The sequence below is a fragment of the Massilia aquatica genome (assembly GCF_011682045.1).
GTDB classification, from domain to species: domain Bacteria; phylum Pseudomonadota; class Gammaproteobacteria; order Burkholderiales; family Burkholderiaceae_D; genus Telluria_A; species Telluria_A aquatica.
The window spans coordinates 162327-188648 of sequence record NZ_VVIW01000012.1; the positions used below are offsets into that span (position 1 = coordinate 162327).

Here is a 26322-nt window from a genome sequence, read left to right on the forward strand (position 1 = left end):
CCCGACCGGCATTACTCGCCTTCGCCGAATTTGTCGTTGATCAGCGCGGTGAGCGCCTCGACACATTCCTTTTCATCGGCGCCATCGGCTTCCAGGGTGACCTTGGCGCCTTTGCCGGCGGCCAGCATCATCACGCCCATGATCGATTTGGCGTTGATGCGGCGCGCGTTACGCGTGAGCCAGACGTCGCTCGAAAACTTCGCCGCCAGCTGCGTGAATTTGGCGGAGGCGCGCGCATGCAAACCCAGCTTGTTGATAATTTCAAGATCTTGTTGAATCATTTTTTTGTCGTCTCTTCACACGGATCGCACACCCGGTGGCCGCAGCCACCACCCTGGGGCTAAATACCCCTTCTTTTACGCCGGTCCTACCTTGATACGGTTATCGACCCGCACCGCCCCGCTCTGCGCGCCGGCCAGCGCCATCTCGACCACCACGTCGAGCGTGTCGCGCCGGTAGGTGATCGCGCGCAGCAGCATCGGCAGGCTGATGCCGGCGATGACTTCGACGCGCCCGGCGTCGGCCAGCGAATTGCAGCAGTTGGCCGGCGTGCCGCCCTTGATATCGGTGATCACCAGCACGCCGGTGCCGTCATCGAGGCGGCAGATCGCCTGGCGCGCCAGCTCGTTCACCTCGGCCAGGTCCTGGTCGGCGGTGACGTCGATCGCCTCGAAATGCTCGGTGGGGCCGCGGAACACGTGCGCCACCGCGGCGATAAACGCCTGGCCGAGCGGTGCATGGGTCATCAACAGAATGCCTACCATAATATGTCTGCCTTACTTTCCCTGGCTGCGCCGCTCGACGGCGTCGATGAACATGGCGGCCACGTCGAAGCCCGCCTGGTCGAAGATCTCCTGGAAGCAGGTCGGGCTGGTGACGTTCACTTCGGTGAGACACTCGCCGATCACATCCAATCCTACCAGTAACAGGCCACGCTCGGCCAGCACCGGGCCGAGGCTCCCGGCGATATGCAGGTCGTGCGCGCTCAGGGGCTGGGCCACGCCGATGCCGCCGGCGGCCAGGTTGCCGCGAATTTCGGTCCCCTGCGGGATGCGCGCCAGCGCGAACGGCACCGGTTTGCCGTCGATGACGAGAATGCGCTTGTCGCCCTTGACGATCTCGGGGATGTAGCGCTGCGCCATGATGGTCTGTGCGCCGTTGAGGGTCAGCGTTTCGATCACCGAGCCGAGGTTCATGCCGTCGGCGCCGATGCGGAAGATGCCGGCCCCGCCCATGCCGTCGAGCGGCTTGAAGATCACATCGCCATGCTTGGCGTGGAAGGCGCGCAGGCGCGCCGCATCCGACGTGACCAGGGTGGGCGAGGTGAATTCGGTGAACTGGGCGATCGCCAGCTTTTCATTGTGGTCGCGGATCGCCGACGGCTTGTTGAAGATGCGCGCGCCCTGCTTTTCGGCCAGTTCGAGCAGGTAGGTACCGTACACGTACTCCATGTCGAACGGCGGGTCCTTGCGCTGGATCACGGCATCGAATTCGGACAGGCGCATCGCCGCCTTGGGCGCGGCGCGGTACCAGTCGTCGGCGTCGCCGGTCAGGGTGATCTGCGCAATGTCGGCGCTGACCACGCCCTCTTCCAGGGCCATGTCGCGCTGCTCGAAGGCGTAGACCGCATGGCCGCGCCGGGCCGCTTCGCGCATCATGGCGAAGGTCGAATCCTTGTACGTCTTGAAGCCGGACAGCGGATCGGCGAGGAAAGCGATTTTCATGGGCGATTCCATTGAGGGTAATGCCTGATTTTAGCCGGAAACGCCGATGTTGGCTTGGGATGAGGCCGGATGAGTGAGTGGGAGCGCCTCAGGGCACATTGTCATGCCATGGAAAAGCCACGTCTTGCGCCGGCGGCTGGCTCGATGTCGTACGCGCCAGTCCACATACAGGCCAATGGCGGGCTCCAACGCGGCAGTGACAGCCTGCTACCATACTTTCAAAGTAATTGGCTTTCTGACAACCGACATTGAGCAGGCTGGCCAGCTAACGTCCGTTCTTGACAGTTCATTCGTTAAGCGGCTCGCCGGGCCACGCATCTTCCAGGGTCGGAATGCAGGGAGAAAGAAAGGGATCGGGCATCTCGGACAGGGTTCCGCGTGCAAGGCGCCATACCCGGAATGCATTTTCCTTTCCATCATCTGTCTCATCGTCATGCACGTACAGGAGACCATAGGAGTCGGGCAGCTCCCTTGCCACCCACTGAAACAATTCGACGACTTTGCCATACCGATGGTTGCGCAGGCCATGGGCATAGAGAACGATCAACTCGTTACCGGTTATTTTCACTTCGAAAAGAGAAAACTGATCATCCGCTGCACGAATCGCTTCACGCAGCCGTTCAAGCGCGATCGTCTCCAACGCCTGTCGACGATCCGGATTGAGGTCCGGATCTGGAACGCGAATTGTTGCCCACCCATGGAATTCAAACATGCCTTTTCCTTAGCTACCGAGTGTCCTGAGTCAGAAACGCAGGACACTAGCAGGGGCGAACGAGCACTGGTGAACCGTGCATCCGGAACAGACGATGTCGTCCTCTCCCCAATGGTTCAAGGACTTGCGCTCCGCCAGGCGGGAAGACCCGCGCTGCGGCTGCCGCCTCAATACACCTCGGGATTCGGATCAGTCCGCTCCATCTCGAGCGAGGCCGCAATCAGCCCCAGCCTTGCCACAACCCCATACACATAGAAGCGGTTCGGCGCCGCCGTGCCCGGCTTGGCTTTCAGGTCCGGCACCGCGTGCTGCTGGGCAAACGCCAGCGGCACGTACTGCGAACCGGGTGCGTTGAGGTTCTGGTCGATGCCGCGCTCGGCGTGAATCCGGTAGAAGCCGCCCACCACGTAGCGGTCGATCATGTACACCACCGGCTCGGCCACCGCATCCTTGATGTTCTCGAAGGTCGGCACGCCTTCCTGAATGATGACGTCGCTGATTTCCACGCCATCTTTGATGACCGACATCTTCTGGCGCTGCGCACGGTTCAGTTCGCGCACCTCGCTGGCATCCTTGATGGTCAGGATGCCCATGCCGTAGGTGCCGGCGTCGGGTTTCAGGATCACGAACGGCTTTTGCTCCTTGATCCCGTATTCCTTGTACTTCTTGCGGATCTTGGCCAGCAGCATGGTCACATTGTCGGCCAGGCATTCCACGCCCTGGTCTTCATCGAAATTGATGGCGCCGCATTTACTGTGGAAGGGGTTGACCATCCACGGATCGACATCGATCAGCTTGCCGAACTTCTTGGCCACTTCATCGTAGGCGGCCAGGTGGTTGCTTTTTCTCCGCAGCGCCCAGCCGGCGTGCAGCGGCGGCAGCAAGGATTGCTCGTGGATATTTTCCAGGATCGACGGAATGCCCGCCGACAGGTCGTTATTGAGCAAAATGGTGCACGGATCGAAATCCTTCAGGCCCACCCGGCGTCCGTTGGCGGACCGTACCAGCGGCTCGACCACCAGCATGTTCCCGTCCGGCAGCGCCAGCGGGGTCGGCTGGGTGATTTCGGGCGACAGCGAACCGAGCCGCACATGCAGCCCGGTCTGGCGGAAAATCTGCATCAGGCGCGCCACGTTCTGCAGGTAATGCGGATTGCGGGTGTGCCCTTCCGGCACCAGCAACAGGTTGCGGGCGTCCGGGCAATATTTGTCGATCGCGGCCATGGCGGCCTGCACCGCCAGCGGCAGCATCTCGGTGGCAAGATTGTTAAAACCGCCAGGGAACAGGTTGGTGTCGACCGGGGCCAGCTTGTAGCCGGCGTTGCGCAGGTCGACCGAGCAATAGAACGGCGGCGTATGCTCCTGCCACTCCATGCGGAACCAGCGCTCAATGGCGGGGGTGGCCGCCAGGATTTTCTTTTCGAGGTCGAGCAGCGGGCCAGTCAGGGCCGTGACGAGGTGGGGAACCATGGTTACTTCCTTAAATGATGCGGGAGGCCGACCCTCCAGGCATGCAGAGCACGCTATATTACCGCGCAAGAACCTCAAATCGGGGCGAAAGCCCTATTTTAAAGCCCCACCGCGTTGACGCCAAAAAACCTTCTTGCTGATCCGTCCCCCACGGCCGGATCGCACCGCCTGTTTACGCCGGTGGCGTGGTGAAGAAATGCTCCATGATGCCGCCGTTGCGCACCTCCGCCACCGAGGTCCTGAGTTTGACCGGATCGGTTTCATCATGGGGGAGCTGGGTATCTTTCCTGACGCCGATGCCTTTCGATGGCCCGAATTCTTCGTGCTGGAACCTGGTGGCGGGGACGCCGATGACTTCGTCCGAGCCGATCTTTTGAATCATATGAGCGATCTCCTTGACCACCGTGCTTTCGACACCGTCGAAAAATGCGCTCTTGTTCCACGCTTGCGGCGCATGTGCGATCAGATCGTTAAACGCGCTGTTGTTACGATCGTAAGTCTCTTGCAAGGCATCGAATCCGGCATCGCCTTCGTTCACCTCGTTACCGCCCGCATCGACAAAGGCGTCGTTGACCATCGATTTGTCGAGCACTTCGGCCGCATCCAGGATGTGTTTGAAATGGGGGGCGTCGAGATTCAGACCCGCATGCTGCTTCAGGCTCCTCAAGGTACTGCTATCGAAATAGCCACCGTGATTTTGCGCAAATTTGCCCCAGGCCGCCGGTTCGTTATCGCGCGAATGCGGCATCGCCTCCAGGGTGGTCCGCACTGCGTGCAATTGCCCGGCCACGAACGGCGCGGCATACTCGGTCGCGAACGCTTTCAGATGCGCCAGATCGTCCTTGGTGGCCGAGGTGGTTGCCAGAATATTGGGCAGCGAATCTTTTACCCAGACGCTGAACAGTTCTTTGACTGCCGATGACAGATCATGATCGCTGTCGAGTCCCGGTTCTGCCTGGAGCAGGATGGAAGGAATTGCCAGGGTGTTGGCAAGCGCCTTGTTCAGATGGACGGCGGGGGCGCCGGCGGGGTCCAGTCCGCGTTGGGCGGCGAGGTTCTTGAGCCCTTGGTAAGCAGTCCCCATGGCGCTCTGTTCCGCAAAGCGCGGGTCATGCGCGAAATGTTCTTCGACGCTGGCGATCAGTTCCGCGCTTTCATTGCCATTCAATGAAATGTTCATCTGGGAGTAAATGTTGTCGCCAGCGAGTTTTTGGGCAGTCGGCTTGCGGATTTCAATATTCTCTATCGTGCCCGCGTGTTCCGGTGCGGCCGAGACCTTCCAGCCCGTACCCAAGCCTTTTTGCGCAAGCAGGTCGACAAACTCGGGCAGCTTGACCGCCCCCTGTCCCGCCATCTCGATCGCCGAATTTCTGACTTCCAGCATCGCCTTGCTCATCTGGCCATGAATTGCCTGGAGTTCCGCCTTGTCCGGGCTGCCGTCAGGCCGGTTCGGAACAATGAACGGCGGCATGCCAATTTCGACCACGGCGCCCGAATCGGTCTCCAATTCAAATTTAATACCGAACAATTCCGAATGTGCCGCCGAACTTGCCAGACTGATATGCGACGGCGCATTTTTCAGCGAATGCCCGGTAAACTCGTACTCGAACCCGACGCTGCGGTGCGAGGTCATGATGCTGTCTTTCGAATATTCCTGTTTCAGTTTGTTTTGATAGTTTTTTTGATGTTCGATAAATTCCTTGGGCGACGCGCAATCACTCATTTTCTTGTAAGCGCTCACCGGCGCCGCCCGCGCACGCAGCTTCACGGGCAGGAGGTGATTCAAGGACGTATCCGGCACGCCCTTCATGCTGACAAACGCATCGGCGCGCACATACGCGGGCTTCTGGTTGTGGGATTTGCCGGCATCGGCTTGGTGGATGGGATACCACGCGTGCGTTTCCCCGGCCGCATGGCGGTCTTCCTCGCGGTTGCCCATCACCTCCTGATTCGGGCCACGGCGCGAGAAGACGGGATTGTTGGCGTCGATCGTGATTTCCTGCCCGTCCTTGAGCAAGTCGTTCTCCTGGCCGTCGAACAGCGATCCGGTATCGTCGGCCGTGACCGGATGGGTTGCGCCAGCAATGCTCACTGTCATGGGCTTCGGTTCGGCCGCTTCATTGAGCGACTGCATGCTCAATCGTCGCATTGCCGCTCCCGCGTTGGCGAGGCGCGTGCGCGATACGGCGCCATCGGCCTGTTGCGCATTGGACGCTGGCGATGGCGCGCCGCTCTCCTGGCTGTGCGCGGTGGGCGCTGGTGCGACAGCCGGTGTCGAGAAGCTGAGACTGCGGGTAAGGGGGAACATGGGGTTGTCCTCTTTTCAAAAGTGGGAATGGATCGACGTCGCCGCCGGTATCCTATCGGTGTCGGCTACCGCGCTTCCGTTCCCTCGATTGAAAAATACAGCCCGCAAAACGCAGCGGGCCCCAACAGTTGTGTGCCAACTGTTGGGGCCCGGTGTTGCGCAGCGATCAGCGATCAGCCATCAGCCATCAGCTATGGTAGGCCGATTCGCCGTGGCTCGTGATGTCGAGCCCTTCGCGTTCTTCTTCTTCCGGCACGCGCAGGCCGATCACCAGGTCCACCAGTTTGTAGGCGATGAAGGACACCACGGCCGACCACAGGATAGTGGTGCCGACCGCGGTCAGCTGCGTGAGCACCTGGCCGCCGATCGAATAATCCGCCGATGCCTTGTTGGCAACGTAGTCGAAAATGCCCTGGCCACCCAGCTTTGGCGCCGCGAACACACCGGTCAGCAAGGCACCCACGATACCGCCCAGGCCGTGCACGCCGAACACGTCGAGCGAGTCGTCGGCGCCGATCAGGCGCTTGAGGCCGTTCACGCCCCACAGGCAGATAATACCGGCCAGCAAACCAATCACCAGGCCGCCCAGCGGACCGACGAAACCGGCGGCCGGGGTGATCGCCACCAGGCCGGCCACTGCGCCGGAGGCGGCGCCCAGCATCGACGGCTTGCCCTTGGTGACCCACTCGCCCAGCACCCACGACAGGGTGGCGCAGGCGGTTGCCAGCAGGGTATTGATGAAGGCCAGCGCGGCGATGTCGCCCGCTTCCAGCGCCGAGCCGGCGTTAAAGCCGAACCAGCCCACCCACAGCAGCGAGGCGCCGATCATGGTCATGGTCAGCGAGTGCGGGGCCATGGCTTCGCGGCCATAGCCGACCCGCTTGCCGATCAGGATCGCGCCCATCAAACCGGCCACCGCCGCATTGATGTGCACCACGGTGCCGCCGGCGAAATCGAGCGCACCTTTTTGGAACAGCCAGCCGGCTTTCGCGGTTTCGGTCGCCAGGGTGGCGGCGTCGGTGATGGCGTCGGGGCCGGTCCAGAACCAGACCATGTGGGCGATCGGCAGGTAGCCGAAGGTGAACCACAGCACCATGAAGGCCAGCACGGCGGCGAACTTGATGCGTTCGGCAAAGGCGCCGACGATCAGGCAGCAGGTAATCGCGGCAAAGGTGCCCTGGAACGCCACGTAGATGAATTCGGGAATGACCACGCCCTTGCTGAAGGTGGCGGCGTAGGCGAACACGCCCTTCTCCGGATCCCAGATGCCCATCAGCAATGCGCGGTCGAAGCCGCCGATGACCGCGTTGCCTGGCGTGAAGGCGACCGAATAGCCGTAGATGCACCACAGCACGATGATCAGGGCAAACACCACGAACACCTGCATCAGCACCGACAGCATGTTCTTGGTGCGCACCAGGCCGCCGTAAAACAGCGCCAGCCCGGGAATCGTCATCAGGATCACCAGCACGGTGGCGATGAACATCCAGGCGGTGTCGCCTTTGTGCGGCACCGGGGCCGGCGCGGCGGCGGGAGCGGCGACGCTGGCCGTAGTCACGGCAGGCGTGACAGCGGCCGTGGCCGGTGCTTCTACGGGAGTGACGATGGCTGCCGTGGTATCGGCTTTAGGCGCATCCTGGGCCGAGGCCGGCAGCACGCCACCGATGGCGCACAGCACCACGAGTCCGGCCATCCACTTTGTGATCGTTTTATTCATCAGTATTCCCCTAAGCTTAAAGTGCTTCGTTGCCGGTTTCGCCGGTCCGGATACGCACGACCTGTTCCAGGTTATAGACAAAAATCTTGCCGTCCCCAATCTTACCGGTGCGCGCGGCGCCTTCGATAGCTTCGATGGCCTGTTCGACGATGGCGTCGTCGACAGCCGCCTCGATCTTAGTCTTTGGCAAGAAGTCGACCACGTACTCGGCCCCGCGATACAGCTCGGTGTGGCCTTTCTGGCGCCCGAAGCCCTTGACTTCGGTCACGGTAATCCCCTGCACATTGATGGCCGAGAGCGCTTCGCGCACTTCGTCCAGCTTGAAGGGTTTGATGATGGCGGTGATCATTTTCATGGCGGGCCTCTTAAAAAGTTTTGGACACGGTCAGCACGGCGCGCGAACGGCCCAGGTCCTTGCCGTTGACCGGGCTGACGTACAGGTCGGTGTTGGCGCTGATGACGGCCAGCGCGACCGAGGCAAAACCGAAGTCCTTGGTCAGGCCGATCTTGGCGTCGTTATAGCTCAGGGCATCGTTGTGGGCCACGCGCTGGCGGCCGACATGCAGGTTGAGCACCAGGCCGGTGGCCAGCTCGAGGTTGGCGCCCAGGTCCAGGTAGCCGCTGCCCTTGCTGTCGGCGGTGCCGAACAGGTTGGTGGTCGAGTGCGAGTACTTGATGTAGGCCGGACCCATGCCGACCTGCCCGTACAGCTCGAAGGTGTTGGCGCTCGGATGCAGGCCATTCGACGGGTAGCCGTAGTACAGGCCGCCCACGTCGTAGCTGATGCCCTTGGCGATCTCGCCTTTCTTGCCGCCGTACAGGTCGATTTCGACATCGCCGTCGCCGCCCAGGTCGCCGGTCCACTTGATGGTCGAGGCCCACACGCCGGCGTACGCGCCGCTCGGGTTGTGGGTGTAGTCGGCGCCGCCCTGCAACGCCGGCTTCATGCGGGTCTGCGACAGGCCGCGGTAGCGGTAGTCGCTGGTGACGGCGGCGTTGAAGCTCACTACATTGTCGGGCACGGGCTCGTCGGCAGCCTGGGCCAGCGGGGCTCCCAGGGTTGCCAGCGCCAGGGTCAGCGCGGCGGCGAGAGACAACGGAGTAGACAGCTTATTCATGGCGGTTCCCTTATGGTTTTTTAACAGAGACGGCGGTTGGGGTTTAAAATGAAGCCTGGGGCATGCACACTTCTTGATGACTCAGTAGCAGAAGTCGTGCCAGCTCTCTTGATGCCCGGCGCCGACTTGTATTTGCGCCTGGCGTCCCCAACTTGCTGTTAATAAACAGCAAAAATTCCGCGATTCCGGTCGCGGCCGGCCACCACGCACCAAACTGGCCCACCTGCCGCACCGCTGCGGTGCGCTACCGATTTCACGAGGATTACCATGGATATGAACAGCTTTTTTAACGACTTGCAGGGCAAGATCAACCAGGCCATCGAAAGTTCGCCGGCCAAGGATATCGAGAAGAACGTCAAGAGCATGATGACCCAGGGCTTTTCCAAGCTCGATCTGGTTACGCGCGAGGAATTCGATATCCAGGCGCAAGTTCTGGCCAAGACCCGCGCCAAGCTCGAAGCACTGGAGCAGCGCTTCACCGAACTGGAAGAGCGCCTGAACCCGGCCAAGCCGCCGCTCTGAGGATGCAGGGGTAAGGCAACTTTTCGCATGGAAATGGGTTAGCAAAAAAACCTTGTTCCGCTTGACCTGGCGTCATGCTCCCGTCATCTGGGAGGATTATTCTGATCCTGTTGGTGACATGCCCCTGCATTTCCCACAGGTTAGTCCGGTGACCTCGAACACCGGCACCAGACACGTGCGGCCGGAAACTTTCCGGCCGCTTTTTTTTGCCCGCGAAGAGCGCGCCGGCACGCTGGCAAGGCACTGGCGCGCCCTGCCGCTGCAGTCCATCCGCACAGGTTGGCATGCACTTTTGTGCAACAATACCTCTTGGCACGCGCCACGCCGTGGCGCGCCACCAACCGTCAAGGAGCGTATTTCATGCAAGGATGGTCGATCACGATTACCCTGGAGACGTCGCAGCGGCGCGATGCGCCTGTCCCCATCGACAAGGAAGCGATTCTGGGATACTGGGACACTGGCTCGTTCGGCACCAACTGGGTCAAGCACCTGGTCGAGACCGGCAAGGCCAGCGAGCACTTGCGCGGCGGTTATCCCGACCGTTACGTGGCGCTGGCGCGCGACGTGCTGCCCCTGATCGACAACTATGGGATTGCCCATGACGACTACGTGCGCGACGTCAAGCTGCATCGGGACAGGATCGCAGCTTGCCCGCCGGAACAGGCAGTGACGGTCGAGGTATGGGACCTGAGCTAGGAGCCTGCGCGGCAGAAGGAGTCGAGGCGAAACGCGTGGGAAAAGAACCCAATTCACACCCACTTTTGAGGTCTGTAGCCTAGCTACAGACCGAGAAATGGGTGGGAAGTGGGACTTTTCTCCACCCGTTTCGGCCGACGAGCTTCTGCCGCGCAGGCTCCTAGCCGCAACGGCGCGGCGCGCTATCAACCCAGTTCGTCGGGATGGGCCATCTTCCAGGCGGCGAATTGCTTGTCGAACACGGCAAACAAGACATCGCAGAGTTCGGCCGGGTCGTCGTCGAGCACCGGCTCGTCATGCCCGTGCGGACCCTGGCGCTTGCCGAACATGGCCTTGAGGTCGGCGTTGATCCAGATGTCGTCGAAGTGGCGGAAGTAGGCGAAAGCAAACTGGCGCAGGCCGGGCTCGTCCGCCAGGTGAGTATCCCACAGGCCGCGCGGCAAGGCCGCCTGCACCAGTTGCGAGGGACGCGCCTGCCTGGTACGCACGGCCTCGAGCAGTGCATCGTGGCCGGCAAACATGCTGCGCTCGATCCAGCCGCGTTCCAGCGCCCACTGCACGAACAGGCCGGCGCCGCTGTAAATGTCTTTGACGAAATGAATCTCCGACAAGATGCGGCCGCGCGCGATTTGCAGTCGCCCGTTGGTGACACCATCGCTCGACCATAACAGCAGTTCGACATCGCGCCCGGGGTCCAGCATCAGGGTGAGCCGTTTCTCGACCAAGCCATCGCTGTCGGCCTTTTCTTCGTAGTGTTGCGGCAGGCGCGCCTCGATCGCGGGCCAGAGTGCCTCGCCATGCAGGCCGAACAGGACGGGGTCGGTATAGGCGCTGCCGAACGACACGTATTCGAGCACCGGGCAGACCGCCTTTTCACCGACGAGCAGTGGCGGATATTTCTGGTTCACCACGTTGCGGCTGAACAGCAGATCGATATCGGCATTCTTGGCCGACAGCCACACTGCGTCCTCATGTCTGGCGTTGCCGATCGATTGCGGCGGGGCTTTGCCGAAGGTGCGTTCGGCGAAGGCGCACAGTTCCGGATCGTCGGCGGTGCGCCCGACCAGGCTGGACAGCAGCTTGAGGCGCTCGCCCATGCCGTCGATATGGTCGAGGTAGCCGGCGGGCATGGTTGGTGCGCTGGCACCGGCATGCGTCGGCGGCGCGCGGCGTTGCGGCGGGTCACCGGCCGCGTAGGCGGAAAAATCGAACTGGCCGCTGACGGCTGGTGCCGCAATCTTGCTCTTGTTCAGCCAGGATGTGAACGCTTTGCGCGCCGCGACCTGCTCCGGCTCGCGCTCGTCGTCGGCGAGATCGATCTCGGTCTCGGTTTCGCCCGCATCGATGGCCAGCAAAAAGGCCTCGAACGACTCGGCCAGCGTGCGCAGTTCGCCTTCGGAACCGATGTACACGACGGCGGGCGGCTCGACCGCTTCGCACAGGCCGACCAGGGAACCGTCGGGCAGGCTGAGAAAGGCCCAGGTGTTCGCGCCCCAGCGCTCCATGCCTTCCCAGGCATCGCCGCCAGCCAGGTTTTCCGGCGCCAGCTCGAAATAGCCGAGGTCGCCGTATTCATAGGGCGCGAGCCACGTAAAGAATTTGGCCATCAGGGCTGGTACTGGCCGGCCGATTTCTTTTTCCCAAGCCGCTACGTCAAAATCCATCGATATTCCTGTTCTCTGAAAAAGCTGTGCGAACGCCGCCGGACGCGTTGCCGCGCGGCGGGTGTATGGATGCATTGTATGCCTTAAGTAAGTGTGCAGAAATTATTGTGATTTCTAGCGAACAGAAGCGGATGCCTGGCAAGGCGCACGCCGCGACGCAGCTAACAATGGGCAACACAGAAAGGCAGCGGTGATAGAAGCAGGAAATCAAAAGAATTCATGCGCATTTACTTCGGTAAGCGCTCGCCGATTTAGCTTGTTGTCAGCGCCCGGCCGGGGTCGGCCGGTTCCAGTTAAAGTGGGTCGCCAGATCGTCGAAGCAGGATGGACACACCCACTCATTCGTGGGAGCAAACAGCCAGGCTCGCGGTAATGCATTCGGAATATGGGGTTCGGCGATTTTCTGGTAGCAGAAGGTGCAATGGTCGTGATCCCAAGCGGCGCTGGGCTGCTTGTACGTGGTCATGGCCAATACCGCGTAGTGCGACCACGTGGGTGGGGCTTCCAGGCGCCAGTCGTCAGGGTCGTTCATGTGAGCTCGCAAGCAATCATTGCGTCAATCATATCATCCCGGCGCCAGGCGCCGTCGCGCTCCCGTGTCACTGCCTGTTGAGCATACCGAGTTTAATTCATCGAATTATTCGATCTATCATGACGCTATATTCGAGTTGTACGATGCATTCGTGCGCCTTATAGTGAACTCACTAACCCAACAGGAACAGGAGAACATCATGCGCGTCACTATCCAGGCAAACGGATTTGTACTCACCGATGCATTACGCTCGTACACTGAGCAGCGGCTGTCGATGGCCCTGGGCTGGGCCGGACAGCATATGCGCAGGCTTGCCGTGTCGCTGTCCGACATCAACGGCCCGCGCGGCGGGATCGACAAGCGCTGCAAGATCCAGGTGCAGCTCGGCGGCGGCAAGGAAGTCATCATTGAAGATACCGAAGCTGATCTGTACGTCGCGATCGACCGCGCCGCCGACCGCGCCGACCGCGCGGTGGTGCGCCAGGTCGAGCGCAAGCGCGATTTTAGCCACACCCGCCTGGCGGCCGGCCAGCCGGCGGAGCTGGACACCTCCGGCCACGATGAACGGAACCGCAATGACGACGCGGCAAGCTAAGCGACTAACAAGGACTGGGAGCATTCAATGAACGGTTTGGAAACAATTGCAAGCCCCCTGATGTGGGCGGGTTTCGTCGGCTTCGTGCTGGTCATGCTCGCCCTCGACCTGTTCGTATTCGGGGGCAACAAGGCGCACAAGGTCAGCGTCAAGGAAGCCGGCGCCTGGTCGGCGGTGTGGGTCAGCCTGGCCTTGCTGTTTAATGGCGGCCTGTGGTGGTACCTGAAGGGCACGGTGGGCAGCGAGATCGCGGACCAGAAAGCGCTGGAGTTTTTCTCGGGCTACCTGATCGAGAAAGCGCTGTCGGTCGATAACGTGTTCGTGTTCCTGCTGATCTTTACCGCCTTCCAGGTGCCGCAGCAGTATCAGCGGCGCGTGCTGATCTACGGTGTGCTGGGTGCGATCGTGATGCGCGCAGTCATGATTTCGGCGGGTGCGTGGGTGGTCAGCGAGTTCAGCTGGGTGCTGTATCTGTTCGGCGCGTTCCTGCTCTTTACCGGCCTGCGCATGCTGGTGGCGGTCGACGAGGAACCGGATGTGGCGAATAACCCGATCCTGCGCTTTGCACGACGTCACTTGCGGGTGGCCGAGGGCGACCACGGCGAACGCTTCTTCGTCGCCAAGGATGGACTGCGCTACGTTACGCCGCTGTTCCTGGTGCTGCTGCTGATTGAAGTGACGGACCTGGTGTTCGCGGTCGATTCGATTCCGGCGATCTTCGCCATCACGACCGACCCGTTCATCGTCTTCACCTCGAACATGTTTGCGATCCTGGGCTTGCGGGCACTGTACTTCCTGCTGGTGGATGTGGCCGACCGCTTCCACTTGCTCAAATATGGCCTGGCCATGGTACTGACCTTCATCGGCGCGAAAATGCTGATCATGCCGTGGTATCACGTGCCGGTACAAGCTTCGCTGGCGGTGGTGGCGGTGCTGATTGCGGCAAGCTGTGTGGCTAGTTTGTTTATCACCCGCAAGGATGACAAGAAGTAAGCAGTAAAGAAGAGAGGTCCGGTACGCCGGGCCTCTTTTTTTTGCGCGCCTGAAGCAACCCGGCAGGCGCCGCAGCCGTACGTCGATCAGCTCAACAGCGTCTTCAACAGCGCTTTTTCGCTCTCGCTAAAATCGGCCACGGTCATCTCTTCATCGAGCAGGATCATGTAGCGCGTTCCGCTGGCCAGCAGGGCGACCGCCACGTTCTGGCTCCACGGCAGGAACAGCGGCGCGTCGCCGTAGCGTAGTACGTTCGCGCTATGGCGTTCCACGCCGTCGATCTCGGCCACGAACTTGACGTTGCGATCCGCGTCGCATTCGTAGACACGGACCAGCACCGGCCGCAGCACGACTTCCCGTCCTTGCAGGCGGCCGTGGCGGAACGCGTTCCAGGCCTCGCTACAGGCCACGTACTCCAACAAGACAATCAGTCCCACCAGCAGCAGGAAGGAAATGATCCGGTTACCCAGATGTTCGGTTGCGATCGAGGTGGTGATGCGCTCGGGATGCGTCGTGCTGCGCAAGACATCCACCTTCGTGCTGTGGCTGAAACCGAAGAAGGAGGTATGTTGCTCCACCGTTAAAACGTCCTCGCGTGCCGGATCGGGTCGATAGGATATTTTTGCATCGCAACTGATCAACACCATTTTGTAGATTTTGCAGGAGCCTGACACATCAGCCTCCGACTCGACGACGACCGAATCGAACCAGACGAGCCGTGCGTCTCTGACGATGTCAGGCAGCCAGAACCAGATTAAGAAGGCGACTAAAACCGCGCCAAACAGGCTCGAGACTGCTTTCCAGAAGTACTTGCCGCTCACGCCGCTATGGTTCACCTTCCTGGCCCGGGCCGGAAATGTTTTCAACAGCAACTGCTGTTTATCGGCCGGAGAAAGTGTTTCGGGAGCGGAAATGGTCATGCAGGAGCCTTTGCGGAACGGCGATGCGCGGCGCGCACATCGTTAAGCAAAAGATAATAACATTTGTTTAACGCAATATAAATACATGCCAGCGGATTGACTGCGCCCTACAGCGCTAGTCCGGCGTCTCGACAGGGCGGCGCCAGGCTTACCGGGCAAGCGGTTTGGCGAGCGAATCCCAGTCATACGCCTTTTCGACCCGGTCGGCAATCTGGTTCATCAGCGCCATGCCGTTATCGCCATTGGTCATGATGACCAGCCCATAGCCTTTGCGCACATGGCCGATCATCCAGGCGCGATAACCCCAATTGTCGCCACTGTGCGAAAAATACCAGCCCTCCCCGCGCCGGTCGACCGGCAGGCCGACTGCGAAGGGGCCAACGCCTGCGGGCGCGAGCATGTCTTTGGCGGCGCGCTGATCCAGTACCTTGCCCTTCGGACCGCGTAATGCGGTTTGGATTTCAATGATGAACTTCGCCAGGTCGCTGGGGGTGGTCCACAAGCCGGCGGCGGCCTGCTCAGGGTAGATATGCCAGGGTGCGCCCATGCGCTGACCGTGCCGATCATGCGCCAGCGCGGCGCGGGCGCTGTGGCCCGGCGCGGGCGGCTGCTCGAAAGAGCTGCTCGACATCCGCAACGGCGCCAGTACGGACGAGTTCATGAATGGCGCAAACGGGCGCCCGGATAGCTGCGTCAATGCCATCTGCATGATGACCAGGCCGCCGCCCGAATATTTGAAAGCCTCGAACGGCGCCCGCGCGAACATCACCTTGCCGACATTCGACGGTGGCTGGCCATTGAGAATCCGGACCAGCGACGGCAATGGCGCGCCCGGCTCGTAACCGGGGAACCCGAAGCCATCGTCGGCCCCCGAGGTATGGCTCAATAAGGAACGTGGCGTCACCGCCTGATAGCGCGTCAATGCCGATCGGGGAACCTGCCATGAGGTGATCATGGTATTGATATCGGCATCGAGGTTCAGCCGGTTTTGCTGGACCAGGCGCATGGCCGCCAGTGCGGTCACCGGCTTGCTGATCGATGCGGCCTGGAAACGGCTTTCGGTATCGAGCAGGCGCCCGGTTTGCGCATCGGCGACCCCGTAGGCCTTGGCCCAATGGATGTTGAAATCCTTCACGACGGCAATGCTGACCCCTGGGACCTGAAGACGCGCCATCAACGCTGGCATGGTCAGCGCATCGAGCTCGCCGGCGCCGGGACCGGCCGACGGCGGCGCTTCGATGCGGGCGATCAGCGAGGCGGCATTCTCCTGAGCGTGGACGGCCTGGATCGGGATTGCCGATATAGCGAACAGCACGGTCGCCAGACAATGGACCGGCTGGTATCGGTATGGCTTGGTCATCAATGTCCTGTCCGGATTATGCGCCGCACTGTCGGCACCGCTGCATCGATTATCTGTCAATTTTATCAAAACAGCACTACTAATCCGAGCCCGGCCGGCGCTGCAGACTGTCACGCGCTGGAACAGCGGGAACTTGGCCCGCAATCCCTACCCTGCATCGGTAACGCCATTGGCGTGATAGCCGCGCTGCCATGCTTCCACTTCGCCGGCGTGCGCGGAAAGAAAAGTCTGCATGCGCGCAAACCGCTTGACGGTCTGGCGCCGGAACACAAGGTGCACCACCGGCTCGATCAGCCAGCGCAACGCGCGCGGACCAGCTTCGATGTTGTAGGTATAGATCAGCAGCGAGCCGCCGCCGGGGGTGCTCTCGTGTTTCATCGAGGCCGCCCACTTGGAAAAAGGAAAGGACGTGCCGACCATGCGCGCCGCCGCCAGGCGTGGGCGCTGGTAGCTGATGAATTCGGTGCGCATCGACAGCGCGCGCAGCAGGCCGCCGCCGGTGCTGGCGCTGACCGCGCCGACCGACGGGCACGGCGCGCCGCCGTCGACCTCGGTGTGCGAGACAAGGCTATCCCAGCGCGCCCGCCACTGATGGTAGTGAAAGACGTCGAACACCACCTCGCACGAGGCCGGCATGGGGAAGGCGATGCGCTCATGTGCCATGGCGTACCGTTCGCTGCGTTGCCACGCGTAGACAATTACAACACCAGCGCCAGGCGCAGTCCTTGTCGCCTGTCTTCCAGGCAAAAAACATCGGTTGATGCGCGCTATACGATGGCATGTTTGTTGGACCAAATCATCAGTTTATAACGCAATGAGAGTTTTAACACCCCAACCCGGGCGGCTCCCGCACATTTGGCCCCTATCAATGAGCGAATGCAGACAGCGCTTAGTATCAGCCGGATCACCATTTGCCCGATCGGATTCCCATGAGCCTCGCCGTGTTACGCAGCCGCGCCCTGGCCGGCATGGAAGCGCGCGCCGTCAGCGTCGAAGTGCATCTGGCCAACGGTTTGCCAAAGTTCACCATCGTCGGCCTGCCCGACGCCGAAGTGCGCGAATCCAAAGACCGGGTGCAGGCCGCACTGCAAAACGCCGGCTTCCAGATCCCCGCGCGCCGCATCACCGTCAATCTGGCGCCGGCCGACCTGCCCAAGGAATCGGGCCGCTTCGACCTGCCGATTGCGATCGGCATCCTGGCCGCCTGTTTGCCTTTCAAGCCAACTTCGACGTTTCCATCCTCATCGCGCAATGGACGCTCAACCGTGATATTGGTGTAACCAAACTCATGGTTCTTGAACACGCGGGATATCGGTGCGACCTTCACTTTGCCGCCTACAGGCGCGTCCGAAACTTTGTCCCCTGGTGCAATCAACCTCCGTTCCACCTCATTGCCTTTGACATCAAGCACGGTGACCAAATCGCCTTCACTAAAGTCGCCAAACATTCGAGTGATATCAGCGATGTGTTCGTCCGATAGCTCTTTCCGCTTGCTTCCTAAGCTCTTGCGCATTTTCTGCCAGAAACTGCTGGCGTCAATGAGCTGGACCCAACCTTGGCGGTCATCTGGTTTTTTGTTCGAGAGAATCCAGATGTAAGTCGAGATGCCGGTGTTATAGAACATGTCCGTAGGCAGTCCGATGATGGCCTCGACCAAGTCGTTCTCGAGCACGTACTTACGAATCTCACTCTCGCCTGAACCGGCGCCTCCGGTGAATAGAGGCGAACCATTCAGCACGATGCCGATACGGCTACCGCCATCCACGGCTGGACGCATCTTGGCGATGAGGTGCAGCAGGAACAACATTGAGCCGTCGGATACGCGCGGCAGTCCTGGGCCGAAACGGCCATCGAAGCCTTTCTCAGCGGCCTCTTTACGAACCTCCTTCTCGACCTTCTTCCACTCGACACCGAACGGAGGATTGGACAGCATATAGTCGAACTTCTTGCCGCCATGGCCATCCTCGGAAAGCGTATTGCCCACAACGATGTTGCCCACGTCCTGGCCCTTGATGAGCATGTCCGCTTTACAAATGGCGTAGGACTCGTCGTTCAACTCTTGGCCGAACATGGTCAAACGGGCGTCGGGGTTGTGCTCAGACAGATACTCACCCGCGACTGATAGCATGCCACCAGTTCCGGCGGTCGGGTCGTAGATGGTTCGAACGACCGCGTTGCCTGACGTGAGGACATCGCTATCTTCAATGAACAGCAAGTTCACCATCAAGCGGATGACCTCACGCGGTGTGAAATGCTCACCAGCAGTTTCGTTCGAGATTTCGGCGAACTTGCGAATCAGCTCCTCGAAGACCAAGCCCATGTCGGAGTTGTCCACGACTTGGGGATGCAAGTCGATGTTCGCAAATTTCTCGACGACCAGGTACAAAAGTCCCGCCTTACCCAAGCGTTCAATCTGAGTGTAGAAATCGAACCGTTCGAAGATGTCGCGCGCGGCTGGCGAGAACGCCTGAATGTACGCGTACAAATTCTGGCGGATGTGGTCCTGGTCGCCCAGCAATGTGGTCAAGTCCAACGAGGACGCGTTGTAGAAGGACTGCCCAGCCTTACGCACGAGGAACGGCTCTGGATTCAGCCCAGCCTTGGTCTTGGCATGAAACTCGGCAAGTACGGCTGGCTTCGTGCCCTCTAGCACGCAGTCGAGGCGTCGCAGGATGGTGAACGGCAAGATGACTTTGCCGTAGTCGGACTGCTTGTAATCGCCACGCAGGAGGTCCGCGACGGACCAAATGAAGGATGAGAGGGCTTGGTGGTTCATAACTGAATAGCTTTCAAATGATGCAATAAGTGCAAATTCTATAGGGCATCATTCTAACTCCCTGAAGGCGCTCCTAGGAGAACTACTGTACTTGCTGCCGGACATTTCATCGACTGGATACAGCGCTGGCAGCTAGCAAGCGACTCAAGCTTAACTTCGACTCAACGTAGGCCATCCCCTTCAGTAGGAATCGCCATTTTGCGAATAATTGCGGACACCACTCGGTTCAGGCCTGCTTGTCTGACATTGGCCGAATCAACTTACCATCCCACTCGATGAGCTCATAGGCAACTCCCGCGGTGGACACCTGAAAAGCCTCCTCCAGTTCATCAAACGACGCCGCAGCGATAGCCTGTAGTCCTTTCTCCCCAGCCAGAAGCTGAAGCAATGCGTGTTGGCTCTCTGCTCTCATCGCGTGTTGGCCGGGCTCATCGAAAATAAGAACACCAAGGTGATTCCCATGAAAATTTGGATTCGACGACGTTTGATAGAGTGCAAGCAAATAGCTCCAGATAAGACGAACGAAGTCGCTGGCGCTTGAATCACTTTTAATGTCGGACTTGCGCGGGTCCTTGATGATTTCTCGAAGTTCAAGCTGAGACAATCCAGGAACCAAATTCTCCCGACTAATTTCAATGTCTTCTATAGGAGCACTCTTGTATCCAAACGAACCCGCGTTTGCCCTAAAATTAATCTCGAATGCGCGAATTCGAACTTCGTCCTTACCTGAGTACGCACTTTGCGGTAATGCCTTGCGGGCAAGTAGGTTAGACTTAAAACGCACCAAGAGCGCGTCCAATTCACCGACTACCTCGAGGGCCGTTCTTCGTAAGACGTCCAATGCTGAAATCTCGATTTCTATTTGAACTTGCCGTCGAACGAGAGCTTTGGACTGCAAGGCACCAGAACTCAAATCTCCACGCAGTGCTGCCAAATAGTCGTGCTTCCCAGCCAGCCGAATGGAGAGTTCTGACGCGCGAAGTTCGTCAGAACCGATAGCGTCTTGCAAGCCCGCCACCTGCCTTCGCAGCATACGGCTTTGGCTCTCTAGGTAAGCAATATTCGTCACAATATCCATCTGAGGACCAGTCGTCATGTCAGCTAATAAATTGTCTTCAACGGTCTGATGGCATGTCGGGCAATGGCCGGTTGCAACCTCTATATCTAGTTTGGCTCCCAGAGTGCGAAGTTTCGCTGCAGTCCTGTTTTTCTCCAGGTCTTCGAGATTCTCGTCAAGAAGTCTCTGATACTCATTCAACGAGGCCCGATTCATTCCCACGACTGAACTCGACCGCTCGTACAAAACTGAGAGTTCTCGGAGTTCTGTCGTGACTTTGTCGATTTCCTGAACAGTAGCCTCACCTGTACTTTTTACGGATTCTTCAGCCCGGCGCGACAAGGTTTCATACTCTTCGTTCAGCTGTTGTTGATACTCTTCTAGGGGCGTGGCCGTCGTACCAATTCGTATCACCCCTACCGCATCCTTTTCAAAGCCGAGAGCCGGGCCAAGCGGCAGGTTCTCCACCAAGAAACCCTGGCGATTCGCCGCGCTCTTTAATTCGTCAGTGCCCCTCCGCCATTTGCTGGCAATATCAACCGATTCGACGTTCAGGCGACTCCGTTCAACATTTGTTTCGAATACGTCCAATCCAAGTATGAACTCCGCAACCCGAGTGCGGGCATCGCGGATACCAAAAAATGGGATGTTTGCGATGTAGTCAGTCCAACCTCGCTTCTGCTCAATGGCCAGTGCCGCAAAAATAGTTTGCAAATACAGTTTGGTATCCGTTCCACTTGTTCGGGCCACTTTGGGAAGGGTGAGGCCCAAGAATTTTTCCAAATAGCGATGAAAGCCTTCGCTCAGTTGCGCTCCGCCAGGGTCATGCAAATATGTGGGCCGAGGTACCCCTATCGCCGCCGCCTCAGTTAAATGTGCACCATTGAAAATCTCAACTAACTTGGTACTACGTGTACTGTCTTTAATAGCCCGCCGAATGGTCACGACTGTCCCAACTTTGTTCTCGATTTCCACCAATATTTCGGAGGACGAAATCGGTATCTTTGCGCCACAATGCTCAACATAGTCCTTCACCGCGTAAGGAAGGAATTTCTCGCCCTTTCCTCCGACGATTTCTTCCATTCCTAGTGAGTACAACAATGAATTAACCAATGTGCTCTTGCCGCCTGAATTTCCTGCGCGAATAATAGTGAGATTTCTGCCGAATTTGAACGAAAATCCAAATAGCCCCTGAGCAGTGTTAGCGTGGAAACGAACTCCTCGAATAATCATGATTTCTCCCATCCGCTAGCTACTTTTTCAACCATAGCTTCTGTCACTCCCTTACCGATTTGTCGCAGAAAATTCTTTTCCCCTACAAACACCTCTTCATCTTTCGTCAGCAATTGGACGAAGTCCTTCCCGCTCTCGCTGATGCCGTACCCGGTGGAGGTCTCTTCAATCAGTTCTTCAGAGATTGCGAAACGAATAGCTATTGCGAGTGCAGGGTCAAACCCCCACGCTTCTACCGCAAGTCGTTTGCTCTTTGATGCGGTAATCAACTGCACCTGTCGTTCTGGCCGTTTCAACGCCCAATTGAGTAGATGGAGCCTTGCCAACCTTGATTTTCCTCCATGCGAGGCAATTTGCAGAATTAATAAGGTCTGTCCAATTTTATACAATGGTCTGTGCTCCGGAAGCACTGGCGAAGGACGCCGACGAAAACGAAGCTTGCTAACCCGTTCAGTCATAGTCGAGCTCGCAGATAGCCAGCCAACGAGCAACCATATGTCGAGCGACCGCGCTCGCCATGGTTGAGTCAATTCCTGGAGAAAGTTCATTTACAATTCGAATTTCAAGCGTCTCTCTGACCTTAGTAGTCAAAGCTTCAGCACTACCCTCCCACGTGTCAGAAGTCAGCACTACATAGTTCTCGAACTCGTTAATTAAGCGAACTAATCGCGAAAAAATCGCAGGAGCCCTTGACTCTATTCGACGTAGAAGTCCATCGGCGCCAAGAAATTCTTCAAGCGTGCGCTGGTGCATCCTTTGCACACGCTCGTTAAAATCTACCAAGGTCGTTTTGTGGGCCAGTCGCTTTTCGCTTTTTCGGCGAACGTTCTCTTCGTAGTCTTCGCGTTCCCCATTCAACTCCGGAAGCGCTGGCGCAACGTCATCGAAAATCAGGCTTTGCCCGAGTGATGCGCGAATCGTATTCATTTCGACGATAAAATCGTCGCCGTCAAACACAAGTACTGTGAAATCGCTTGAAATGAAAGGTAGACCCCAACTTCGAACTTCTAGCTCCTTCGTCCTAGCATGAGCGATGAGAGCGTGGCGATTAAATTCCGGCGTGACCAGAACCCAATGGTTAAGTACAGTGGTGCCAATATAGCGCGGTATTTGGTCCTTATAGAAGTGAAGCTTTCCTAGGTCCGCCGTGATTTTATCTCGTTGTTTTTCGTAGAGTTCAGAACGCTCATAGTGCGTATTGGGGCAGTAGCACTGGAAGCCCCATCCGCTCTTGAGCGTAAATCCTTCAAGCCCGAAGTCACCAGGCGACGCAGGGATGGGCTGGTAGTCTTCAACTTTATATTTTTGTTTGAAGATTTGTTGGCATAAGGCCTCCCAACTACCACCATCGAAAGGGCCGAACCTGGAATTAAACATCTGACAACACCCAAACAGGATTCATAGAAAAGTTCATGCGAATGCTGTGTTTGACGGCTGCCAACAACTTTGTGGCACTTCTCGAAACCGCATTTCTAGCCTTAGACGCAACGCTCGACGGCGCCTGGGCAGCATCACCCACATCTTTATCCGTCGACTTTCCTAATTCGAGCGCAGAGTGGCCAGCTTTTTCAGCGGAAGTCTTAGCTGCGGCGGGCGAGGCGTCCACCGCCGCGGATACGGCCGCAGCTGCTGAGCCAACGGTGTCGCCCACGCCTTTGACAAACCCGGAGAGTGTGCTTTCCATAAATTCCCAGTTTTGGTAATAATGATGCATGTTTGGTGGCATGCTATCGCCAGTCTAAACATCGAACATGAAAATGTCCATTAGGCAATTTTATTGCAATAGCTGGAAGGCGACACAAACACTATAGGAAAAAGCTGTGATTTGGGAAACGACACGTTTCGAGCGACAAAAACTCTTTGACGAGGTCTGGACTACGCCAGTGACAAAGCTGGCCAAGGGCTACGGATTGTCCGATGTGGGCCTCCGGAAAATCTGCGTAGCGCTGGACGTCCCGTTGCCACCAAGAGGTTATTGGCAAAAGCTCGCTGCCGGCAAGACGATTCCGAAACCTGTGCTGCAAGAGACAACCGCCAAGACCTCCTATGCGCGCTCGATGTACGTAGCCGAGGTCGACGAGGTGCTGGAAGAGCGCGTCGCGCAGGCCCGAGATGCTACACTGGATACCGCAGCCCTAACGGCACCGGACTACTCCCCGCCCCTCGACCCGACAGGTCTTTCTTCTCAGGCAAAGCTAGTCGTCCGGGCTATGAAGAGCACCAAGCTTGACGAGGGCGCTCTCACGTCAGTGGGCGTGACCTGGGCCGATATCTCAGTCTCTCCAGTACTGAAAGAACGTGCCATTTTTCTAGTCGATAGACTCGCCCACGAGCTGGAGGTCCTGGGCGCAAAATTTGAAAACACCCACCCGCCTTTGCCGCCGCTTCGGCGCGGAATGCGCCGCGAAGCCGGCAGTAAGCGGAACTGCTTTACGTTGCATGGGCAACGCTATTTCGTCCGCATTCAAGAACGAATCACGCAGGAGCTGGTACCGCCACCGCCTCCAAAGCCCCTGCGCGCCGGGGCGCGCCAGCCAGCGTGGGAATACCGCCCGCTTGAGTATCGCTATATCCCAACAGGAAAGGTATTCGCGTCCATCGTCGACGCTTCGACCTACTACGAAACCTACAAAGTCGAGGACACCGTGCGTGGCACGATTGAGGTCAAGATAAGAAAGGCAGTGCGCTGGGTTGATGCCGCAGCCCTTCGTCACAATGTCGAGAAAGAAGTGCGGGTCGAGCGCGAGGCGGTCCGTCGCCGTAAATCGCAGGAGTGGGATGTCGCGAAGGCGAACAAGGACGCGCTGCTGGCGACGCTTGCTGGGTTCGAGAAGATGGCAAAGGACCTGGACCGCGCACGGTCCCTTCGCCGCTTCATAGACGAGATAGCGGCGAGCAAAGCGGCGCCGGCGGAGCTCATTGGTAGCCTGAAGTTGATGGCATTGATGGCAGACTGGCTGGACCCGCTCGTGAAAGCAAGTTGGCCGGAGGTCGATGGCGTTGACGACAGGAATCCGCACGGTGGTCTATGGTAGGGCTGTATAACTCACCTATATTGCTAAAAACCCAAGTTCAAATATGTGCCATAGATAGAAGTTGTTATAATTTCCTATGGACTCGAAAATCGCCAGTGCCGAACGCCACGAGTTCTGTGAGCGTCTCATAGCAGCCGTCGTCAAGGCCGGCTGCACGCCCTCGCCCACTGCATTTGCGCGTGAATTCAATCTTCGAGCTGACGGAGCCGCGGTGACAGTCCATGCGGCGAGAAAGTGGCTCGTAGGAGATGCGTTTCCAACCCAAGAACGCTTGCATGTATTGGCACGTTGGTTGAACGTCTCGCCGCAGTGGCTACGGTTCGGCGAAAGTTCGGAGGGAACCAGATTCGCCGCGAACGACACCACGATGATTCCGCATGACGAGGTTGTGCTGCTCGGAGATTTTCGTCGACTTGATGAACGCTCCCAAGCGGTCGTGAGAGATGTTATTGCTTCTCTGTTGCGCCACAATTCCCTGAGAAGTTAGTGTCCTTCGTGTGAAGCCCTGGCCACTCGCATCTACGCGACTTCGAACGGACCAACCTGCATAGGCAATCCTTCTCTTGTATGGCTGGGTTGCAGCCACCATTCGTTTTTTTGGCTTGACCAACCACACTGCGGTACCATTTGCCGACGCTTGACATGGGAGGCTGCGTCACGCCGAATTTCAAACTGCCCTGATTTCATCAAACCCTGTCGCCACCTCTTGCAGCCATAGCAAGCCGGCGTTTGGTCGCGGTTTGCCCGCATGACGAAATTAATAGCAGCATCGAGGTAGGTCCAGCCCTTCACGCTGCAGGCGTTTTCTGCATCCCTTAACGCAACGAGACCCAACCTTTCTCTAATTTTCTCTGGCATGGCGCCACGCTGTGACCGTGTTACGGTGTTACCGCTTTACGGGGTTACTGCGTCTACGAAGCGCACGTGTGCAATTCCGGCGACAAAATCCCGAAAGAGTCTTTCTGTCTTTCTGTCTTTCTGTCTTTCTGTCTTTCTATCATCGCGGCGCGAGACGCGCCACTCTCACCGCCATGAACACCGGTAACCTTTGATTTGTCATGCTGCTTCCGATTCGGCTTAAAGTGCCCACAGCACGCGCTGGCTGGCAAATCAGGTTCACTCACCGTCCACCTGGCGGAGCCGCCGAACACCGTCAAAGGCGCCATGCTTAAAATAAGCCAGACTCCTCCTAGGTGCAGTCAGTCAATGCGTGCCCTCCTTACTCCTGCCACGAACACTCCGCAATTAGGTAGTAAGCCGCGATAGGCTGCTTCAGATGCGCCAGTGCGGCCGCAGCAAGTACGGTCGAATCGGCCGGTAGCGTGAACGCGAAAGCGTCGGAGAGCCGGACACTTGTCAGGTGAGACAATTTCAGAAACTCAGCTACTTCGGGAACAGTCGCGGCATCTGAAAGTAGGACGCCATCAATAGACAATCGGACATGGAGCATTTGCCCACTTACGTCGAATGAGATTTTAGCTTCCTTCATGATGCCCTCCCTTGTTTTGGCAAGGTCGATGATACGAGCGAGAAATGACGACGCTTTGAGAAATCGCAAACGAGAACCACATGAGCTAGGGATATCAATCTGATGGTTCGCACACGCCCCCAGGCTAGCCGCCCCCCCTGTCCATGCATACACGCCAATACACACTACACTCAGGGAGTCGCATGAAAACGCCACGAGCTCGCAGTCAACGCCCCACAGAGCAAAATCGCGCTCGAGCCGCGACCTACTGCCGCATGTCAACTGACCCGCAGAACTATGCTGTGGTCTAATTTGCTCGGACACCTCAATAGGTGGAAAATCCACCATCTGAGGAGTAATACATGGCAACAAGAAAGCGGAAGACATTCGATCCCAGCCTGAAGCTGGAAGTGGTTCGAATGA

Annotated in this window: 25 protein-coding genes and 2 pseudogenes; 7 read left to right on the forward strand and 20 right to left on the reverse strand. The window is 58.4% G+C overall.

Annotated elements, in window-relative coordinates; genetic code table 11:
• Nucleotides 1-11 precede the first annotated feature (11 nt).
• The 9 genes from F1609_RS20255 to F1609_RS20295 all read right to left on the reverse strand — a co-directional run bounded on the left by F1609_RS20255 (nt 12) and on the right by F1609_RS20295 (nt 9048).
• Nucleotides 12-281 (reverse strand): HPr family phosphocarrier protein, encoded by a 270-nt coding sequence (locus tag F1609_RS20255; protein WP_166882345.1) that lies wholly within the window; start codon nt 279-281, stop codon nt 12-14.
• Between the two features lie 75 nt (nt 282-356).
• Nucleotides 357-764 (reverse strand): PTS sugar transporter subunit IIA, encoded by a 408-nt coding sequence (locus F1609_RS20260; RefSeq protein ID WP_167078464.1) that lies wholly within the window; start codon nt 762-764, stop codon nt 357-359.
• Nucleotides 765-776: 12 nt separating this feature from the next.
• Nucleotides 777-1724: a glutathione synthase gene (gene gshB / locus F1609_RS20265; RefSeq protein ID WP_167078465.1), complete on the reverse strand. Its 948-nt coding sequence runs from the start codon at nt 1722-1724 to the stop codon at nt 777-779.
• A gap of 286 nt (nt 1725-2010) precedes the next feature.
• Nucleotides 2011-2436 carry an Imm7 family immunity protein gene (locus F1609_RS20270; RefSeq protein WP_167078466.1) on the reverse strand — a complete coding sequence of 142 codons (426 nt, stop codon included), beginning with the start codon at nt 2434-2436 and terminating at the stop codon, nt 2011-2013.
• 167 nt (nt 2437-2603) lie between these two features.
• Nucleotides 2604-3905 (reverse strand): glutamate--cysteine ligase, encoded by a 1302-nt coding sequence (gene gshA / locus F1609_RS20275; protein WP_167078467.1) that lies wholly within the window; start codon nt 3903-3905, stop codon nt 2604-2606.
• A gap of 172 nt (nt 3906-4077) precedes the next feature.
• Entirely contained in the window at nt 4078-6213 is a 2136-nt protein-coding gene (locus tag F1609_RS20280) for a hypothetical protein (protein ID WP_167078468.1), read from the reverse strand.
• Nucleotides 6214-6400: 187 nt separating this feature from the next.
• Entirely contained in the window at nt 6401-7930 is a 1530-nt protein-coding gene (locus F1609_RS20285; protein WP_167078469.1) for an ammonium transporter, read from the reverse strand.
• A gap of 16 nt (nt 7931-7946) precedes the next feature.
• A complete protein-coding gene (locus F1609_RS20290) occupies nt 7947-8285 on the reverse strand; it encodes a P-II family nitrogen regulator (RefSeq protein ID WP_054266216.1) in 339 nt (112 codons plus the stop codon).
• Between the two features lie 10 nt (nt 8286-8295).
• Nucleotides 8296-9048 carry a TorF family putative porin gene (locus tag F1609_RS20295; RefSeq protein WP_167078470.1) on the reverse strand — a complete coding sequence of 251 codons (753 nt, stop codon included), beginning with the start codon at nt 9046-9048 and terminating at the stop codon, nt 8296-8298.
• Between the two features lie 267 nt (nt 9049-9315).
• Between F1609_RS20295 and F1609_RS20300 the strand changes: the two genes are divergently transcribed.
• A complete protein-coding gene (locus F1609_RS20300) occupies nt 9316-9570 on the forward strand; it encodes an accessory factor UbiK family protein (RefSeq protein WP_167078471.1) in 255 nt (84 codons plus the stop codon).
• Nucleotides 9571-9864: 294 nt separating this feature from the next.
• A complete protein-coding gene (locus F1609_RS20305; RefSeq protein ID WP_167078472.1) occupies nt 9865-10266 on the forward strand; it encodes a hypothetical protein in 402 nt (133 codons plus the stop codon).
• A 185-nt stretch (nt 10267-10451) separates the two neighbouring features.
• Here F1609_RS20305 and F1609_RS20310 read toward each other — a convergent pair whose 3' ends face one another.
• Complete coding sequence (locus F1609_RS20310; RefSeq protein ID WP_167078473.1) at nt 10452-11930, reverse strand: hypothetical protein; 1479 nt, start codon at nt 11928-11930, stop codon at nt 10452-10454.
• A gap of 262 nt (nt 11931-12192) precedes the next feature.
• Nucleotides 12193-12462, reverse strand: a complete 270-nt coding sequence (locus F1609_RS20315) for a hypothetical protein (RefSeq protein WP_167078474.1) — start codon at nt 12460-12462, stop codon at nt 12193-12195.
• 199 nt (nt 12463-12661) lie between these two features.
• On the opposite strand from F1609_RS20315, the gene F1609_RS20320 reads away from it, so the two are divergent.
• Both F1609_RS20320 and F1609_RS20325 read left to right on the forward strand, forming a co-directional pair.
• Nucleotides 12662-13057, forward strand: a complete 396-nt coding sequence (locus tag F1609_RS20320) for an HPF/RaiA family ribosome-associated protein (protein WP_167078475.1) — start codon at nt 12662-12664, stop codon at nt 13055-13057.
• Between the two features lie 27 nt (nt 13058-13084).
• Nucleotides 13085-14050, forward strand: a complete 966-nt coding sequence (locus F1609_RS20325; protein WP_167078476.1) for a TerC family protein — start codon at nt 13085-13087, stop codon at nt 14048-14050.
• A gap of 86 nt (nt 14051-14136) precedes the next feature.
• On the opposite strand, the gene F1609_RS20330 is transcribed toward F1609_RS20325, so the two are convergent.
• The 3 genes from F1609_RS20330 to F1609_RS20340 form a co-directional block, all read right to left on the reverse strand.
• The gene (locus F1609_RS20330) at nt 14137-14970 is read right to left on the reverse strand and encodes a hypothetical protein (RefSeq protein WP_167078477.1); all 834 of its coding nucleotides are present in this window, start codon (nt 14968-14970) and stop codon (nt 14137-14139) included.
• Nucleotides 14971-15118: 148 nt separating this feature from the next.
• Entirely contained in the window at nt 15119-16330 is a 1212-nt protein-coding gene (locus tag F1609_RS20335; RefSeq protein ID WP_167078478.1) for a serine hydrolase domain-containing protein, read from the reverse strand.
• Nucleotides 16331-16477: 147 nt separating this feature from the next.
• The gene (locus F1609_RS20340; protein WP_167078479.1) at nt 16478-16993 is read right to left on the reverse strand and encodes an SRPBCC family protein; all 516 of its coding nucleotides are present in this window, start codon (nt 16991-16993) and stop codon (nt 16478-16480) included.
• Between the two features lie 266 nt (nt 16994-17259).
• On the opposite strand from F1609_RS20340, the pseudogene F1609_RS20345 reads away from it, so the two are divergent.
• Nucleotides 17260-17535: pseudogene (locus tag F1609_RS20345) on the forward strand (magnesium chelatase domain-containing protein); the annotation flags it as partial.
• On the opposite strand, the pseudogene F1609_RS20350 reads toward F1609_RS20345, so the two are convergent.
• The 5 genes and pseudogenes from F1609_RS20350 to F1609_RS20370 form a co-directional block, all read right to left on the reverse strand.
• A pseudogene (locus F1609_RS20350) lies at nt 17526-19106 on the reverse strand (type I restriction-modification system subunit M); the annotation flags it as partial. The pseudogenes F1609_RS20345 and F1609_RS20350 overlap by 10 nt on opposite strands.
• A 226-nt stretch (nt 19107-19332) precedes the next feature.
• Nucleotides 19333-21396: an ATP-binding protein gene (locus tag F1609_RS20355; RefSeq protein ID WP_167078480.1), complete on the reverse strand. Its 2064-nt coding sequence runs from the start codon at nt 21394-21396 to the stop codon at nt 19333-19335.
• Complete coding sequence (locus tag F1609_RS20360; protein ID WP_196785465.1) at nt 21393-21785, reverse strand: hypothetical protein; 393 nt, start codon at nt 21783-21785, stop codon at nt 21393-21395. The genes F1609_RS20355 and F1609_RS20360 overlap by 4 nt, the downstream gene beginning before the upstream one ends.
• A gap of 61 nt (nt 21786-21846) precedes the next feature.
• On the reverse strand, nt 21847-22773 hold the full coding sequence (locus tag F1609_RS20365) for a hypothetical protein (protein ID WP_167078482.1): 927 nt from the start codon (nt 22771-22773) through the stop codon (nt 21847-21849).
• Complete coding sequence (locus tag F1609_RS20370) at nt 22766-23122, reverse strand: hypothetical protein (RefSeq protein ID WP_167078483.1); 357 nt, start codon at nt 23120-23122, stop codon at nt 22766-22768. Before F1609_RS20370 ends, F1609_RS20365 begins: the two co-directional genes overlap by 8 nt.
• A 94-nt stretch (nt 23123-23216) precedes the next feature.
• Between F1609_RS20370 and F1609_RS20375 the strand changes: the two genes are divergently transcribed.
• Together F1609_RS20375 and F1609_RS20380 are read left to right on the forward strand one after the other, a co-directional pair.
• Nucleotides 23217-24431: a hypothetical protein gene (locus F1609_RS20375; RefSeq protein ID WP_167078484.1), complete on the forward strand. Its 1215-nt coding sequence runs from the start codon at nt 23217-23219 to the stop codon at nt 24429-24431.
• Between the two features lie 76 nt (nt 24432-24507).
• The gene (locus F1609_RS20380; protein WP_187363073.1) at nt 24508-24918 is read left to right on the forward strand and encodes a hypothetical protein; all 411 of its coding nucleotides are present in this window, start codon (nt 24508-24510) and stop codon (nt 24916-24918) included.
• A 732-nt stretch (nt 24919-25650) separates the two neighbouring features.
• On the opposite strand, the gene F1609_RS20385 is transcribed toward F1609_RS20380, so the two are convergent.
• Complete coding sequence (locus tag F1609_RS20385) at nt 25651-25920, reverse strand: hypothetical protein (RefSeq protein WP_167078485.1); 270 nt, start codon at nt 25918-25920, stop codon at nt 25651-25653.
• Between the last annotated feature and the right edge of the window lie 402 nt (nt 25921-26322).